At 36.7% G+C, this 17,941-nt stretch carries 17 protein-coding genes; 1 reads left to right on the top strand and 16 read right to left on the bottom strand.

Translation table 11 applies throughout. The features are described from left to right. Positions 1-149: 149 nt before the first annotated feature. The 7 genes from DW721_RS04170 to DW721_RS04140 form a co-directional block, all read right to left on the bottom strand. Positions 150-3,350, bottom strand: coding sequence for a DEAD/DEAH box helicase (locus tag DW721_RS04170; RefSeq protein ID WP_118744926.1), 3,201 nt, complete (start codon positions 3,348-3,350; stop codon positions 150-152). A 26-nt stretch (positions 3,351-3,376) separates the two neighbouring features. Continuing rightward, positions 3,377-5,023, bottom strand: a complete 1,647-nt coding sequence (locus tag DW721_RS04165; RefSeq protein ID WP_055942135.1) for a polysaccharide biosynthesis protein — start codon at positions 5,021-5,023, stop codon at positions 3,377-3,379. Positions 5,024-5,037: 14 nt separating this feature from the next. Then, a complete protein-coding gene (gene ybeY, locus DW721_RS04160; RefSeq protein WP_022015268.1) occupies positions 5,038-5,547 on the bottom strand; it encodes an rRNA maturation RNase YbeY in 510 nt (169 codons plus the stop codon). A gap of 37 nt (positions 5,548-5,584) precedes the next feature. Continuing rightward, positions 5,585-6,715 carry an HDIG domain-containing metalloprotein gene (locus DW721_RS04155; RefSeq protein WP_182436202.1) on the bottom strand — a complete coding sequence of 377 codons (1,131 nt, stop codon included), beginning with the start codon at positions 6,713-6,715 and terminating at the stop codon, positions 5,585-5,587. A 64-nt stretch (positions 6,716-6,779) separates the two neighbouring features. Continuing rightward, positions 6,780-7,799: a PhoH family protein gene (locus DW721_RS04150; RefSeq protein WP_118744924.1), complete on the bottom strand. Its 1,020-nt coding sequence runs from the start codon at positions 7,797-7,799 to the stop codon at positions 6,780-6,782. Beyond that, a complete protein-coding gene (locus DW721_RS04145; protein ID WP_182436201.1) occupies positions 7,762-9,018 on the bottom strand; it encodes a sporulation protein YqfD in 1,257 nt (418 codons plus the stop codon). The genes DW721_RS04150 and DW721_RS04145 overlap by 38 nt, the downstream gene beginning before the upstream one ends. A gap of 41 nt (positions 9,019-9,059) precedes the next feature. Next, entirely contained in the window at positions 9,060-9,374 is a 315-nt protein-coding gene (locus tag DW721_RS04140) for a YabP/YqfC family sporulation protein (RefSeq protein ID WP_022015273.1), read from the bottom strand. A 204-nt stretch (positions 9,375-9,578) separates the two neighbouring features. Between DW721_RS04140 and DW721_RS04135 the strand changes: the two genes are divergently transcribed. Further along, positions 9,579-10,232, top strand: a complete 654-nt coding sequence (locus DW721_RS04135) for a DUF1836 domain-containing protein (RefSeq protein ID WP_118744922.1) — start codon at positions 9,579-9,581, stop codon at positions 10,230-10,232. A gap of 140 nt (positions 10,233-10,372) precedes the next feature. On the opposite strand, the gene scpB is transcribed toward DW721_RS04135, so the two are convergent. From scpB to DW721_RS04090, 9 genes are all read right to left on the bottom strand, one after another. Next, positions 10,373-10,963, bottom strand: coding sequence for an SMC-Scp complex subunit ScpB (scpB, locus tag DW721_RS04130; protein ID WP_330672324.1), 591 nt, complete (start codon positions 10,961-10,963; stop codon positions 10,373-10,375). A 78-nt stretch (positions 10,964-11,041) separates the two neighbouring features. After that, positions 11,042-11,827, bottom strand: a complete 786-nt coding sequence (locus tag DW721_RS04125; protein ID WP_055942157.1) for a segregation/condensation protein A — start codon at positions 11,825-11,827, stop codon at positions 11,042-11,044. A gap of 44 nt (positions 11,828-11,871) precedes the next feature. Next, positions 11,872-12,501 carry a hypothetical protein gene (locus tag DW721_RS04120; RefSeq protein ID WP_118744921.1) on the bottom strand — a complete coding sequence of 210 codons (630 nt, stop codon included), beginning with the start codon at positions 12,499-12,501 and terminating at the stop codon, positions 11,872-11,874. Between the two features lie 11 nt (positions 12,502-12,512). After that, positions 12,513-13,802, bottom strand: a complete 1,290-nt coding sequence (obgE, locus tag DW721_RS04115) for a GTPase ObgE (RefSeq protein ID WP_118744920.1) — start codon at positions 13,800-13,802, stop codon at positions 12,513-12,515. A gap of 135 nt (positions 13,803-13,937) precedes the next feature. Then, complete coding sequence (gene rpmA / locus DW721_RS04110) at positions 13,938-14,225, bottom strand: 50S ribosomal protein L27 (RefSeq protein WP_022015279.1); 288 nt, start codon at positions 14,223-14,225, stop codon at positions 13,938-13,940. 4 nt (positions 14,226-14,229) lie between these two features. Next, positions 14,230-14,571 (bottom strand): ribosomal-processing cysteine protease Prp, encoded by a 342-nt coding sequence (locus tag DW721_RS04105; protein ID WP_022015280.1) that lies wholly within the window; start codon positions 14,569-14,571, stop codon positions 14,230-14,232. Positions 14,572-14,592: 21 nt separating this feature from the next. Further along, on the bottom strand, positions 14,593-14,898 hold the full coding sequence (gene rplU / locus DW721_RS04100; protein ID WP_022015281.1) for a 50S ribosomal protein L21: 306 nt from the start codon (positions 14,896-14,898) through the stop codon (positions 14,593-14,595). Positions 14,899-15,222: 324 nt separating this feature from the next. Next, positions 15,223-16,920: an AAA family ATPase gene (locus tag DW721_RS04095; RefSeq protein WP_118744919.1), complete on the bottom strand. Its 1,698-nt coding sequence runs from the start codon at positions 16,918-16,920 to the stop codon at positions 15,223-15,225. A 310-nt stretch (positions 16,921-17,230) separates the two neighbouring features. Continuing rightward, positions 17,231-17,920 carry a TraX family protein gene (locus DW721_RS04090; protein WP_118744918.1) on the bottom strand — a complete coding sequence of 230 codons (690 nt, stop codon included), beginning with the start codon at positions 17,918-17,920 and terminating at the stop codon, positions 17,231-17,233. Positions 17,921-17,941 lie beyond the last annotated feature (21 nt).

The raw sequence follows: 17,941 nt of genomic DNA, 5'->3' as shown, positions 1-17,941 counted from the left end.
AATTATTTTGACATTCTTAATACTTCTGTGTAATATCTACAACCGTAACAGAGGAATATCTCTATTCACAAACAACATTCAATATTTTATCACAGCTTATCATCTATTGCAAGCATTTTTTAAATTTTTATCCTGCATCAATCTGACTATCACTTAAACAGCTCTAATATCTCATCTTTTGTCAGATTGTTCACGAACAGTTCATCAGCTTCGATAACCGAGTCAGACAACACTTTTTTCCTCTTTTGAAGCTCGTATATTTTTTCTTCTATTGAGTCTTTTGTCACATACTTTATCACCTGGACTTTTCTCTTTTGTCCTATCCTGTATGCCCTGTCTGTTGCCTGTTCCTCAACAGCCGGATTCCACCACGGGTCAAAATGTATAACGGTGTCCGCACCTGTAAGGTTTAAACCGGTTCCACCGGCCTTTAAGGAAATCAAAAATACCTTGACTTCTCCACGGTTAAATTCCTTTACATATTTTTTTCTTTCCTCCGGTTTTGTCGCACCGACAAGATAAAAATATGGTATCTCACTTTTTCTCAGTTCATCCGCAATAATCGAAAGCATTGAAGTAAACTGCGAGAATATGATAACACTGTGTCCACCCTCTATTATATCGGGAAGCTGTTCCATAAGAAGCTCAAGCTTACCGCTGCCGCCATGATAATTTTCAATAAATGTACCCGGATGGCAGCATATCTGTCTAAGCCTTGTCAATGCCGCAAGTACCTGTATCCTGTCCTTTCCGCTCTGAATATCAGAGTTATCCATTATCTCACTCTGAATCCTTGACAGATAAGAACCATATATCTTTTTCTGTTTTGCAGTCATCTCAGATATACGTTTTGTTTCTATCTTATCAGGAAGATCCTTAAGCACATCTTTCTTCATTCTTCTGAGTATAAAAGGCTGTATGCGTCTTTTTAACTCCTGCATCCTGCTCTCATTTTTTTCTTTGAGAATAGGCTTTTCATAATGCTCGGCAAACTTTGAATATCTTGACAAAAATCCCGGCATTATAAAATCAAAGATAGACCACAGCTCTGACAATGTATTTTCGATAGGAGTTCCGGTAAGTGCAAATCTATGCTCTGCGACAACCGATTTTACAGCTTTTGCTCCAAGTGAAGCCGGATTTTTTATAAACTGTGCTTCATCGATAAACATATTGTCATATCTTATGTCTTTGAAAAAATCTGCATCTTTCCTTATAAGAGGATATGTTGTTATCCACACATCATAATCATCCCTGTCCTCACACAGAAGTCTTTTTCTCTCCTCTGGGTCGCCGCTTATTATCCTTGTCCTTATATGAGGAGCGAACTTTTCAAACTCCTCCTGCCAGTTGTATGACAGAGATGTAGGGCATACGATAAGCGATTTACTTCCGGGTTCAGAACATATATATACTATGGTCTGTAAAGTCTTTCCAAGTCCCATATCGTCTGCAAGAATACCTCCCATACTATATCTTGCAAGATTTTTAAGCCATCTGTAGCCGACCACCTGGTACTCTCTCATTTTTGCCTGAACACATTCAGGCACTTCATACTCACTAACACCCGGATTCTTTATCTCCCGAATCAGTTTTTTAAATCCATCGTCTCTCTCCACGCTCTGGCTGTCAGGCATTATTTCATCTATATACACCGCTGCATTTTCCTGGAATTTCAAAATCCCGTTGCTATCCCCAACGCTGTTTTCAACCAGCCATTCAATCGTCTTTTTCTGTTTATCATCCTCAAGGCTTATAAATGCACCATTTTTTAAGCGGTAATACTTTTTCTTAAGATGAACAGCCCTAAAAAATTCTTCCAATTCATCCTTTGGCACCTGCGAATATTCCATATCCATTTCGAGCAGGTTTATATCAGTATTAAGTCTTATGTTCGCTGACATATGGCCTATCTTTTTAACATTTATGTTTTTATATTCTTTTGAGTAAAATACTTCAAAATTATCGGTCAGTATGCTTCTGTTGTCAGTCATCATACTGAAAATATCTTCCTCATTCCTCAATATAAAAGAACTGTCATTTATCTTAAAATTAAGGTCATATAAAACTCTTGTAAGTCTTTCTTCCTCCTCTTTATCACGGACAAGAATATATTTTCCCGAATAATTTTCTTCAAGCGGATTTATTGCATAATCGCCATACTGAAATTTGACTACCGCCGTAACCGATACTTTTTTTCTGTTGTGATATATATCAAGATAAAGTTTTGGAACAAGCGGTTCAACTATATACATATCTTTAATCTCATCCGGCACATTAATATTCATATGTTTTTTTACTACCGGAAGGACTTTTTCAATAAACCCGTTCTTATTGTCACTTCTAAACTCTATCTCTTTGCCGTTCTGCATAAAGAGTGGCACATAAAACGGCAACAGGCAGCTTACAAACTCTTTTTCAGGCAGATAAAGTGCATTATCATAAAAAAGTATGCTTCCGTCCTCACACAAAGAAATCAGTTTATTGTCAGCAGATTTTTTTAAAGTCAGCATATTATTGTCTAACAGCATATCTATTGACAATTCCGGATTTCCCTTTACTATATTTATGTTTTTAAACTCTTTTCCAAAAATATTTATGTCACACTCAATGTTCTCTGAAAGGTCGAGAAGCTTTTGCAGCATCTTTTTTGACAATATAAGTTCCTGCCGCTTAAAAAGACTTGAATAATATGTCTTTCCAAGTGTCTCCTGTATCTCATATATATCCGTAAGATAATCAAGTATCTTTGCTGAGTTTTCCTCAAACGCACTCTCACCCGGCACATAGTGAAACTCCTTGCCGAGTTCTATTGTCTCTTCATTATAATATTCATTTATAAATTTCTTCGTATTTGAAACCTTATACATCTTATGTTCACCGGCTTCAAAACTTACATATGCCCTGGAATTTGTACTTTTCATAAATTCAGGTATAGATATATTTAATTTTAGTTGAAAATAGTTTGGTGTAAGATGGTTATATTCTCTTTTTCTGAAATATTCAACCACATTGTACGCCACTCTGTCTTCTTCGTTGAAATTAACTTTTGCATTTTCACGCTGCTGATAGTCAGCAACAAAAAGCATCATAGCTATAACATGCTTACATGCTCCTGACAATTTAACATGCGACGGACAATTACATGAATACTGTATGTCTCCGTCATCCTCAACCGCAACAGTAACTATATACTGGTTACTGCCCTTTACGACTCCTTTATACTGCTTTAAATTGTCATTCCATGTTACATTTGAAACGGCATGAGCAGCATAGTAACGCATTCCCCTGTAATAAACCCTGTCGGAGGACGCATACTGTTTTATTGCCTCCCTTGTTATCTTTCTCATAACACGTCACCTGCCTTTCACCGGAATTATCCTAACAAATGAAATTTATCTGCAACTTTCGCCATTCTTCTTCCCATAGGGAATTCATATAATTCTTTTCTGCTAAGCCCATGCATTTTAAGTACAAGTGCAAAATAAATCGAAACTGCCACGACAAGTGCCGGAAATATCGCTATATATACTTTACTTGTTAGTATCACAAACACTTTATAGACCGCATATGTTGCTATACCCATAACAAATGAAGCAAGCAGCGGAACACAGAATGTCCTTGTAGTTTCCTGTTTGTACTTCATATATTTTGCAACTGACCTTCCATTGAGGAAGCACACCACAAGCGGATATGTGACATTGCCAAGAACAAGTGCATATACTCCAAGACTTGTCCATCTAAGCAGCACATATACGAACACAATATGAATGATAAGTGATACAAGCGAATGAATTACCGGAAGTCCCATTTTATCTATACTCTGTAATACTCCGCTCGTCACGGTTGACAATGCATAAAATATGACACATGATGAACCTATCAGCATCATCATGCTTCCCGTATTTATATCAGATGACGGGAAAAGAAGTGTAATTATAGGTCTTGCAAGAACCGCAAGTCCCATAGCTGACGGAAATGCTATTATCATATTGAACTTTATCGCCATATCTGTTTTTTTTCTGGCATCTGCCATATCTCCCGCCGCCACCGATGATACAAGATTTGGTATCATTGAGGACGCTATCGCAGTAGAAACAGCAATAGGCACACTTACAAGCAGTCTGTATTTTGTACTGTATATTCCCTGTAATGTCTTAACCACTTTATCAGAATATCCAAGTGTTCCCATTACATTGTTAAAGATGGTCACATCTATTATTCCGCTTAACTGATAAACCGTCTGACTGAGTATTATAGGCACGACCGTCACAAAAATTATTTTGTATGTCTGAACAAGAGACTCTCCTGTTGTAACCCTGTCCCTTTTTGCCTGCTTTCTCATAACCGGACGATACATCATATATATAAATAAGAGTATTATAAGTGCCGTCACTGCACCTATACAGGTTCCGAGTGTTCCACCGGCAGCTCCCCATGCCGGCAGCTTTGGCGATGCACTGTGTGCACGCATAAAGAAATATGCTGCACCGACACTTACAAATGCATTTACAACCTGTTCAAATATCTGCGATATTGCTGTCGGAAGCATAGTCCTGTGCCCCTGGAAAAGACCTCTGAACACACCCATTACCGCAACTATAAATATTGTAGGAGCCAAAACCCTGAGAGGTACAGCTATACCACTGTATTTAGAAAAGAATTTTGCCTCTATCCAGTCTGCTCCGAAATATACAAATAATGCCGCTATTCCGCCGGTACATATCGAAACTGTCATAGAACATCTGAATATTTTATATGCACTTTTATAACGCTTCTGAGAGATTTTTGCCGAAACCATTTTTGAAACAGCCATAGGCATACCATATGATGAAATTATCAAAAGAATATTGTATATCTCAAAAGCCGCTGAATATACACCATTTCCCTCATCTCCGATTATATTTGCCATCGGTATCCTATATATCATACCTATAAGTCTTACAAGTATTGACGCAACTGCCAAAATACTTCCCTGTTTAAGAAATCCGCTTGCCACTTTATTGTTCTTACTTGTTTCCATTACCGTTTTCCCCTTTAACAATCTCTTTTTATCCCAAGTGCATTAAGAATTTCTTCCTGTTTTTTCTCCATGACAATGCGTTCTTCATCTTCCATATGGTCATATCCGAGAAGGTGAAGCATACTATGTGCCGTCAAAAAACATATTTCTCTTTTTATAGAATGACCGTAATTTTCTGCCTGTTCAAAAGCCCTCTCTACAGATATGACAATATCGCCAAGCAATAGTTCACCGCTTTCAGGATTAAAATACATTGCAAGTGCATCGTCACTTTCAAGGATTCCATAGTCAGCCGGTGCCTCATAATCAACCATAGGAAATGAAAGTACATCCGTAGGAACATCCAGTTCCCTGAACTCCCTGTTGATATTTCTTATTCCCTCATTGTCAGTGAAAGTCACATTTACTTCGCACTCGTATGGACATTTTTCAAGTTCTAAAGCCTTTTCTATAACCTGCCTGAGTACATTTTCATAATCGAAACCAATATCAAGTTCCTGTTCGTCTTCCATTAATATAGTCATTTATTCCTCCGCTATCATTATCTTATACTTGCGATTTTTACATAATGTTTTCATATACTTTCTTTAATTTCTTTAACTCGTCATCACTAATATCACATTCTGAAAGATTGCCTTTCTTTAAACGGTTTAGAAATATTCCTTCTATTATCTTTTCTTTTGCAGGCATGGTCTTGTCCGTATTTTTTTCAAAATAATCCACCATTGAGACAATACTGTCTGAAAGCATAACAACCGCCGTTTCTTTATTTTCAGGTTTTTTTCTGTAATTTTGTATGATAAGTCCGGTCAGGGCATTGCAAAAATCATACTTTTCAGCCGTCATTTTTACAAAATCTTCAAATTCATCCTTTTTTATCCTGCCAATCTCGTGATACATTCCTCCGGCTTTTGCAAGAGCACTGTCATATCCCATTTTCTTGGCGACACCTTCTGACATTCTGCCTACTGCCACCGAATGTATATACAGCCTTTCAGAAAAACTCTTAAGCTCTGACATAAGCTCACAGTCCTCGTTCAAAATTTCCTTTGGTATCACCGTTTCTTTGTTTTTTATGCCATAAACTGTACATACACCGGCATTTTCAAGCTGCTCTATGGTTTGCCTTACTACGAGTGTTATCAGCACAACAACGACTGCCGATAAAATCTGTATTATCGCATATGCTTTACCGGCACTTATCTTTCGCATATCAAATCCATATCTTACCATGACAAACACAGCAGAAAATACCGGCAGTGACAAGCCTGAAAATACGAGTTCCCGCATTGTGTTATCGGCAAACATCAGAACCATAGCTGCCCCGATTATCACATAATACAAAAGTATATTTTTGTCACCCGCATACTCACCCGAATACAATAAATATTGAACAATGCACAAAATATAGCATACTGTTCCGTGCTTCATGCCATCAATAGCTGATATAACTGCAACTGATACCAGCCACAGACAACCTATAAACAGATATTCGTTTATAATGATTAGTAATATCGAAAGGATTATATTAAAAGCATAAAGAACATTTGAATATATATTTTCCCTGTTTCTACTTTTCGTACACCTGAAAATTTCATGCTCATAAAATGATTGCAAAAGTATAATACATATAACAGCCGTCACAATATTTACAAGATTTTGCGTAAAATCCAAACCTTGTATTTTTCCCATCAGGACAGCTTCTAAAAGGATTGCTGCATATATGACACAAAAAACAATTTTACTTCTTGAAAATTTATTTCCTTCTGTTCGTTCTGTGCTCATTTTCTTTTGATTCATTTATCTTCTTTCTTCTTTCCATCTTTTTCTCGTAATCATCATAAGCAGATACAATCTTCTGTACCAAAGGATGTCTCACGACATCTTTATTTGTCAGATAAGCAAATCCTATATCCTCAACTTTTCCAAGTACCTCCAGTGCCTGTTCAAGCCCTGATTTTGTAGTTCCCGGCAAATCTTTCTGCGTAAGATCCCCTGTAATAATGACTTTTGAGCCAAAGCCGATTCGTGTAAGGAACATCTTCATCTGAGCCGGTGTTGTATTCTGGGCTTCGTCAAGTATTATAAATGAATTGTCAAGCGTTCTTCCTCGCATATACGCAAGTGGAGCAACTTCAATAAGACCTTTTTCCGTATTTCTAAGATAGCTTTCTGCACCCATTATCTGATATAAGGCATCATATAACGGTCGTAAATACGGATCTACCTTGCTTTGTAAATCACCCGGCAGAAATCCCAATTTTTCGCCCGCTTCGATAGCCGGTCTTGTAAGAATTATCTTATTGACCTCATCCTTTTTAAAAGCTTCTATCGCCATAGCCATTGCAAGATATGTTTTTCCTGTTCCGGCAGGACCTATTCCAAATACGATCATCTTTTTTCTTATAAGCTCTATATAATTTTTCTGTCCGGATGTCTTAGGCTTTATCGGTTTGCCCTGTATCGTCCTGCACACTATATCTGAGTCAAGCTCAACAACCTCGCCCTCCCTGTGTTCCATCGAAAGGGCAAGTATATAATTAATATTCTGTTCTGTTATGGTATTTCCTCTCTTAGAAAGTTCGAGCAGTTCCATAAGGATGCTCTCTGCCTGCTTTACGCTTGCAGCCTCTCCAACAAGTTTTAAATTTCCATCTCTTGCAACCATAGTCACATTAAGATTTTTTTCTATCTTTTTTATATTTGAATCAAAATTTCCAAATATATTTCTCTCATGTTCAGCCGGTATTTCCAGAACTGTTTCCATTATTGCCATTTTTCATATTCCTTTTTTGTCTGATTTTCTCATAATGCGTCTGTCTTTTAAGCCACACGAGTTTTCCCGTCGCCTTATATCCCGTACCTTCACTATCAACCATAAAACTGCTGTCAACAAGCTTATACCCTGTTTTTTCTTTTTTGCGGATATAATCTTTATATTTATATTTAAGCTCTGCTGCAGCTTCATCAGGTGAATATTTTTTCCTGACATATGCATATTTTGCAAATGTCACTCTCCGAAACGAAACAGGAAATCTTTTTGTCAAAAAAGGGCATACGCATCCACCATCATAAAGTATAGCACATTTTTTTGAAGTTTCCAAATCATTTAATGGATTATGTATAAAAAAATCCTTTTTAAATGCAGTTATCTTATAAACAACCTTTTTTCTGCCGGTATATTCCTTTATTTTCTGCACTCTTTTATAATAATCCGTATATAGTTCTTCATTTTTAAGCAAAACTATACCATCTGCTCTTACCTTTAACTTTCTTATCACTTCATCATTATCTCCGACAACCGGCACTATCCCTGATATGAGCACTTTTCCCTTTTTTACTTTTTTGCCTTTTCTTACTTTAGCAGTTCCCGCACTTGTAACTATTGAAATAACTTTTCCATCATCCGACGCGACCAGATCCGCTGGTTTCTTCTTTGTTATAATCTTATCCTTTGTCATTTCCCTTACATTTACTAAAAGCCTGCTTCCTTTCTTGTTGACTGACACCCAGCCTATGCCATCATAATGCTTTCTTATCTGTTTCTCTATCTTTTCATGGTCGATATTTCCACCATACATCCCACAGTAAATATTCTTAGTATCGAGATAATCTACTATATTTTCCTCTGTATAATAGCTTTGTCCACTTATCTCTATACCCCATATCCGTGACGAAAACACTATCAGCATAATAAAAAAAATGGCAATTCCCATAACCATATTTATATTTTTCTTTGCTGCCGTCAAAAGAAAAGGAAAACCTATTCTCCTGTAAACTCTTGGAAACACATGACATTTTTTTGCTATATGATGTAATTTCCAGAAATCCGAAAGCCTTATGCAAAACCATATTATTCCTTTTTCACGATCTGCTCTTATATTCCATATCTCAATCCCGTTATTCCTGCAAAGGTTTATAAACCTTCTTGACTCACCGTATTCCATGTAAACATTTAAAAACCCAAATATCCATCCGGTTATTTTATGTACCATACAACTCCTCATTTCTGCATTTTTTGTTTTTCATAAGACTTTTAGTGATATTCTATTGAGCTTATATTTCCCAGAACACACATCTCATCTTCCCTGAAATAAGCTATAACAAGCCTGCTTCCTTTTACATATATCTTTTTCTGCTTTGTCTGAATTTTTACGCTCTCCTCTGTATATTCTATGATGCTCCGGTAATTATCTATACATAATCTGTTATTGCCGTATGCCAGAAGCATCGGTGCTTTTGCTATTATATCCTGCGGTATGTCAAATCGTTCAGAAAGTCTTTTTGATACTACAGGCTCTCTCGCCTCCGGCTTTGTCTGCATTTTATTTCCATGTTTATGTTTATGCATGATAAGCCTCCTGCATACACTAATCTTATATTATTTATATGCAGCAGCTTCGTATTCGGTCACACACATCACAAACGTCCCATTTCCATTTTACTTGCTATAATATGCCAAATAATATATAATAATGCAAAGTTCAAAATAAAATAAAACATTGAAACAGTACACCAGGCAAAATCGGTGAACAAAACAGAAACGAGGAGCATTATGCGTGAAAAAGAAAAATACAACCGCGAAATACTTGATCTTATTCGCAGTATGCAGAATATAGATTTTATCACACCTGAGGACATTCCAAACATAGACCTCTATATGGATCAGGTGACTACTTTCATGGATGAACATCTCGTATCTTCCAAGAGATTTGACGACGATAAGATACTCACAAAGACCATGATAAACAATTATACCAAAAATAATCTCCTGCCTCCGCCAAATAAAAAGAAATACTCCAAAGAACATATGCTTCTTCTGATATATATATATTATTTTAAAAATTTTCTTGCCATAAATGATATAAAGGATATATTAGACCCGGTAAGCAATCTCTTTTTTGACGGAAACGGTTCAAAAAAAATGGATGACATATATTCAGATATTGTAAATCTCATACTTGAAAACATGGATTCACAGCTTAGGGATATAATTAGAAAATCAAACAAATCAAATAAATTGTACTCCGAATTAAGTGACGAAGATGAGAAAAAGACTCTCTCAAAATTTGCTTTCATATGTATGCTGAGTTTTGATGTATGGGTCAAAAAAACTATTATTGAAAATCTTGTCGATGATACACTTGGCAAGAAAAAAAATACTGTTTCGTCAAACTCCTCAAACAAAAAAGCCAAAAAAAACAAATAAACAGATTAAAAAACTCCAAAAACATCTGTGATAATATTTATCACAGATGTTTTTTGGAGTTTAATTTTATGTGCAGTCTATATTTTATCACACGGGTACAACATTCATCACAATCCGCTTTGCGTTCTGCCAGTGGTGGTTTATCCTTGTTCAAGTTCTAGCCGAAGCTGAACTTCGTCCTCGGCTTCAAGTTTAAAATCTTCGATTTTTTCCGGATTTACAACCGGAAGATCTTCAAGTGACTCAATTCCAAAATTTCTCAAAAATTCTTCCGTAGTTGCAAAAAGAATAGGTTTTCCCGGAGCATCAAGCCTGCCCGCTTCGCACACGAGATTATATTCAACAAGTTTATTTACGGCATGATCGGTCTTTACCCCTCTTATATGCTCTATCTCCATCTTTGTAACAGGCTGTTTGTATGCTATAATAGATAAAGTTTCCAATAAAACATCAGTGAGCACATGTTTTTTCGGTACATGAGCTATACGGACAAGTGATTCATATGTCTCAGGTTTTGAACACATTTGAAAAGCTCCGTCAAGTTCTATTATCTGTATTCCTCTGTTTCTCTCTGAATAATTGTCCATCATATTATGTATAACTTTGCGGCAGGTATCTTCATCCTGTCCGGTCGCAAGTGCTATCCTCTCTAGTTCAACTGCCTCACCCATTACAAACAAAATCGCCTCTATATTTGCCTCCAGCTCCGGCAAAGTCATTTCTACAGCCATATTATCCCTCATTTCTGCACACATTTTTCACATATATGGATTTTTCGCGCTAATCTCCATGCCTGTTAAAGTGCAAACTTACCCTGCACTTGACGGTATATACTCAACATCAGGTGCAAGACTATTGTATGTTATCTTTATATCGTCAAAAATCCTTTCCTGAACGATAAGCAGCTTTCCAACTTTCATAAGCTCAAGTATTCCAAGAAAAGTTACTATCACCATAGTCTTGCCCGGATTTTTCTCAAGCATTGTCCTGAAGCTGAAACTTTTATGTCTCATAGCATACTCCTCAATATAGAGCATCCTGTCCTGCAAACTTACCGTTTCTTTTTTTATCTGCCCAAACTTACTCCTTATAGGGTCTATCTTGTCTATCTGCTTCTTCATAACATCATTAAATATGCTGCGAAGCCTTGCCAGAGTAACATCCCCTAAAAGTTCAGATACATCTACTGTCTCCTTATAGTCTGCTATTCCCTTTGGAATCGTAGATTTTTTATAAAGTATTTTTTCTGCGTCCATCTGTTTATCTTTAAGCTCATATGACGCATATTTAAATGTCTTGTATTCCAAAAGTCTTTCGACAAGTTCTGCCCTCGGATCTATCTCTTCTCCGTCCTCATCAACTTGAACTGGAAGAAGCATCTTAGATTTTATCTTAAGAAGTGTTGCCGCCATAACAAGGAAATCACTCATAACATCCATATCATCAGTCTCTGACGCCGACAATATCTCCATATACTGTCTTGTTATCTCTGCGATAGGTATGTCAAAAATATCTATTTTATTTTTTTCTATCAGATGTAATAACAGATCAAGAGGTCCGTCAAACACTTCCAGTTTTACAGATATACTACTCATTTTCTCATATCTCCTTTTAATACTATAGACAGTTTATTTTTCAGTCACAAAACAGCTATAAACAGCGACAAAAATTTTATAAAACCCATATAGCCTGCATTTATCAGATTAAGAAAAAGCGTCAGGATTAGAAGAAGTTTTATCTGAGTATCAGCTTTTATTATCCCTAGATATATCCTTGCAGATTTTCCGGCTATGATGTGCCCCATATCAAAGGTCGATACCGGAAACAGATTTACGATAAAATAATCAAAACTGAGCATCTGCATATACTGCCAGAACAATATGCCTGCCCTGCGAGTCCCGGAACTATTTAGTGCAGCGGTGACATTTGCATTTGTACCGTAAATAATGTGAAGCATCTGAACCGACCCGAAAAATATTACTGCAAGAAACACCAGACCGCTTATTCCTATTATAAGATTTGTTTTCTTATCCCTTATCCTGAACATAAACGGCTTAGAAACCGGAACATAGCAGGTAACAGCCAGTACAAGTCCCACTGGGTCTATATAACGCCACAGCTTCCATATTCCTCTGCGTTTTATGCTTTGCTTATTGTTTTCTTTTACACGCAGCAGTACAAATATGACAGCCTTAAACAGTTCGTGTAAGACCATCAAAAGTACTGCAGCAACCAGACATATTACAATCTCCAATATCAGTCTTTTCACATTCTACCTTCTTATTTATAATAATCAAACTGAAGGTCATACATTGCAACTGTATCGCCCTCCTCAATTCCCATGGCTTCAAGGTCATCAAGTATTCCGCTTGTTTTAAGGAATTTTTGGAAGAACTGGAAACCTTTCTCAGAATCAAGATTTGTATATCCAAGCATTTTCTCAATACGAGGTCCCTCAACATTGTAAACCTTATTTTTCTCATCATAAGTTACTGTGTATGGTTCATCCTCAAATTCCATCTCATCAAATGAAAATTCTTTTTCAAATACAGTCGGTTCATCAGGCATCTCGTCAAGAAGTGATTTGACATAATAAAGAAGTTCTTTGACACCTTTGCCGCTAACGGCAGATATAGGAAATACTTTTATTCCCCTTGGCTCAAACTCCTCTTTTAGAAGAGAGATAACAGTATCTTCTTCCGTACCGTAAAATACATCACACTTGTTTGCTGCGATAACCTGTGGTCTTTTTATAAGTTCATCATTGTATCTTGCAAGCTCGTTGTTTATTACATTTATATCATTGAGAGGATCTCTGCCCTCTGTCGAAGCTGCATCCACCATATGAATAAAAACTTTTGTTCTCTCGATATGCTTTAAAAACTCGTCACCAAGACCGATTCCGTCTGCCGCACCTTCGATAAGTCCAGGTATATCAGCAATAACAAATCCATCTGCACCCTCAAGATCTACAACACCCAAGATAGGCTGTAATGTAGTGAAATGATAATTTGCAATCTTTGGCTTTGCATTGCTCACTCTTGAAAGAAATGTTGATTTCCCAACATTCGGAAATCCCACAAGTCCCACATCAGCAATAGTCTTTAACTCAAGTATGACTTCAAGCTCCCTCGCAGGTTTTCCCGGCTGTGCATACTTTGGCACCTGCATTGTAGGTGTGGCATAGTTCATATTTCCTTTGCCACCTCTGCCGCCCTTTAATACAATTTCTCTCTCGTGTCCGAAAGACATATCAACAATGACTTTTCCGGTACTTGCTTCCTTTATGACCGTTCCCTCAGGCACTTTAAGGATAATATCCTCACCATCTGCACCATGGCATCTTCTTCTTCCGCCCTGCTCACCGTCTCCGGCACAGAACTTTCTGCGGTGTCTAAAATCATTCAGAGTGTTTATACCTTTGTCCACCTGAAATATAACATCCCCGCCGCGTCCTCCGTCACCTCCGTCAGGTCCTCCGGCGGCAACATAAAGCTCACGCCTGAAACTTACATGACCGTCCCCACCTTTTCCGGAACGAATATATATTTTGGCACTATCTGCAAACATCATTCCACCTTCTTTCTAAAGTCAACTTTTATCATAATTTCTCTCTATATAAAACAAAGAGAGACTGTCTTAGAAAGCCTCTCTTTGTATAGGTTTATCAGTTCCGGCAACAGCCGGTTAAATACCGATTATAGACTATTTAGCTTCTACAGGATATACTGAAGCCTGCTTCTTGTCTCTACCTTTTCTCTCGAAACGAACAACACCGTCAACTAATGCGAACAATGTATCATCGCCACCACGACCTACATTAACACCCGGAAGAATCTTTGTTCCACGCTGTCTGTAGATAATGTTACCTGCAAGTACAAACTGACCGTCTGCTCTCTTTGCTCCAAGTCTCTTTGACTCTGAGTCTCTACCATTCTTTGTAGAACCCATTCCTTTTTTATGAGCAAATAACTGAAGGTTCATGTTTAACATAGCCTTACACCTCCTGCTTTCTCTTTTTTCTAATCTTAATATACTTTTTTCCATATTCCGCCTGTATGCCTTCAAGACCAAGTACAAGCGAATTAAGTAACAGTTTAGCAGATTCGCTAACCTTTTCAGATTTTATACCAAATAACACTATGTCTTTTTCCTCATGGACTGCACTGTTAAATTCGTCATCCGTGAATTTTTCAACACTGTTTATCGTGTTTATAACAAGTACGGAAACAGCCGCACAAACTATATCACTGCCATACTCAGCATACTCAGCATGTCCTGTCATACGAAAACCGACATAGTCTCCACTATCATTCTGAAATAATGTCACATCTATCATATACTGTCACCTTTTCATCAACTAAGCGTTGATTTTTTCAATCTTTACCTGTGTGAAAGACTGTCTGTGACCGTTTTTCTTATGATATCCAGATTTTCTCTTATATCTGTAAACGATAACCTTCTTTGCACGGCCTTCCTTAACTACAGAAGCAGTAACTGTTGCGTTTGCTACATCGTCTCCAGCCTTCATAGTTCCATCATTTACAGCAACAACCTGATCAAAAGTAACTGTCTCTCCTGCGGAAACAGCAAGTTTTTCTACGTTAATGATATCACCTTCGGATACTTTGTACTGCTTTCCACCTGTTGCAATAATTGCGTACATAATCGCACCTCCTATTTATCATTACTCGCTAACTTTGGCGTGACAAAAGTCATCTTCAAGGAGCCTCGTTAAGCGGCATCTCATATATCATACATATATTTTTACGGGTTGTCAAGCGTTTTTTGAATTTTTTGGATTGAAAAAGTAACCGTTCATTTATTACATTCATAAAAGATTGAACCGTTACTACCTGCCATCTATCAGCACCTCTTTGTCGCAGTTTAAAAAACAAACTGCAACAGATTTTGGCAATGCTTCGCATCCTAAATTGCCAAAATCCTCACACGAAACTTTTTCTTACGATATTTTCGGTTCCAAAAATATCTACCTGCCATCTATCAACACCTCTTTACCTCTAAACGCAAAACCATAGTGATGAATGTTTTCTTCTTTCACTCCTCGTTTAACAAGCTCTGCATCATAGTTTTTTTCTTCTATCTGTTTTAATGCCGCTGCAACTGTTTCTTCAAGTGTGTTTTCTTTTCTAGGATTTATTACTTTAAATTCTATTACTATACCAGGATATTTTTCATTTGTTTTGTCTATCGGCTCCAGCATTATATCATATCTTCCATAGCCGCTTTCACGGTTTGAATTTAAAATATAATTATCTACCTGTTCGACCATCAGACCAAGCACGAGTCCATGATAAAAACGCTCCGGTTCTTCATCAGATGGGGTTTTTCCTGTATCAAAGTAACTTATAACTCCTCTTGTTACCCTGTTCATGTATTCGTTCATGCTTTCAATATCACCATTGAGCATCGCGTTTATAAATTCATTATATGGAACATCTGCTCCTCCAAACCATCTCTCTATCATTGTCCCAAACATTTGCTCTACTTCATAATTTGTCAGCTTCAGACTATATATTTTTTTATTTAACCTTCCCTCTGTACGAAATGTCTCTACACGAAGATAACCACTTGCAAGTAACAAACTCCAGACAGCATCCTTATTTGTTTTTAATTGTTCAAATACTATCTGCTCATCTATATTTTTTTCAACAGTGCCGCCTGCAATTAATGTTTCCATCGTCTTTTTTATCTCTGCTGACCCCGTCCTTATAAGCTCATTTACCAACCCATTTGAACTTGAGTCAGCCCAATATGTCTTATATTTCTTTTCATCAAGAAAGTTGATTATAGACCACGGATTATAAACATCTTTTTCATCCCCAAAAGTAAATCCGTCATACCACAATTTTACTTTTTCTTTTTCACTTGAAAGTCCCTGTTCATCAAGTGCTGCAAAAACTTCATCTTCCGTAAAGCCGAAGCATTTTGAATACTCGTCACTTGTTACTGTAATAACTTTTAAATTATTCAGGTCGGAAAATATGCTCTCTTTTGATACTCTCGTAATTCCTGTCATTATAGCTCTTTCAAGATATGGGTTTGTCTTAAAAGTAGAATTAAAAAGACTTCTTGTAAATGCTACAAGTTCCTCCCAGTAACCGTTTACATATGCTTCTTGCATAGGCGTATCGTATTCATCAAGAAGTATAATTACTTTTTTTCCATAATATCTACTTAGATAATTTGACATATTTTTTATCAAATCCTGTGCCATAACATCACTCATATTATAACTAATATTACTTATATTTTTCTTTTCTATTTCCGTTAATCCATCCCAGTTTTTCAAAAATTCAAACTGCTGGCATACTTCACATACTATTCTTTTAATTTTCTCAACTGCATCATTATAGTTATTTTGTTTTATCTCAGCAAAACTAAGAAATATCACCGGATATGTCCCCTGCAATTTGCGATACTTTTCATCGTTCCATATTTCAAGCCCCTCAAATAAATCCCCTCTGTCTTTGTATTTGTTTGAGAAAAAACATTCAAGCATACTCATGTTTAATGTTTTTCCAAAACGACGTGGGCGTGTTATAAGTGTTACTGTATCGTCATTATCCCACCATTCTCTTATGAAATTTGTCTTGTCTATATAAAAATTATCTTTTTCCCGTATTGACTCAAAACTCTGATTTCCTATACTTATAACCTTTGCCATATGCACCCCTCCTGTTTATATTCCAAAAATCAAACTCCGTATTTAGTAGCTTTATTTTAACATTGAAGTAACTTTATGTAAAGCTGTGCACCGCTATTTATAATTCCTTTAGTAACAGTTCAGCCCCAAAAAAGATAAGTCAATAATACATGAGCTTGCTCAATGTATTATTGACTTGTTTTTTGGGGTGGAACAGCCTTTCATTTATGAAATGAAGTAAACACAAGCTGCATAGCAGCGACTGACAGCTTGCTGGCAAGTTTACGAATGTAATAAATGAGGGGCTGAACTGTTACTTCCTTTAATTTCATCACACTAACAACGATATCCCCCACAGTACAAGTATATGTACCGGATAAAATGCATAAAAGAAATACTTAGGCATTTTTACATCATTTTTTGTGTCATCATATGCCATTATAAACGGTATTGCAAGCACCCCGAATGACTGCATCCTGCCCTGTACAAACATCAAAAAGCAGGTATATAACAAAGCATTTCTTCTGTCATTTCTCTGCATATAAAATATGGCTATTAATAATATTCCCCATATGCTATAGTCTGTTTTTAATACAACTGCAACAAATCCTGCAAGAAATACGAGTGCCATTTTTACTGCAAAACTGTATTCCCATTTTGCTACAAAATACATCATTATCACTCCGAGTAATAATGTCCACATTACATTCTGTTCGCCTACATCTATTAACTTATGTCCAAATGCAAGGTCATATGGTATCTCCGATATAACAGCAAATATCAGCAGATTTATCATATATTTTTCCCTGCTGCGGGTGTGTATAAATCCCTCCACGAGCAAAAAGCATATAATAGGAAATGATATTCTGCCTACCGCTCTGAACGCTTTATATATTATATCGCCCCTCTCCATTAAGAATACACAGCCTATATGATCGATAAGCATTGTCAGTAAAGCTGTTATTTTTAAAAAGTTTCTTCCATATCTTTTGTCCCAGAATGTTTTTTCTGTTGCTACCATTTTTATCCTACTTTCTTTTTT

This window comes from Clostridium sp. AM27-31LB, assembly GCF_003480745.1.
In the GTDB taxonomy this organism is placed as follows: Bacteria; Bacillota; Clostridia; order Lachnospirales; family Lachnospiraceae; genus Butyribacter; species Butyribacter intestini.
Note: the sequence above shows the minus strand (reverse complement) of the source record. Positions and strands in the feature narration are given on the sequence as shown.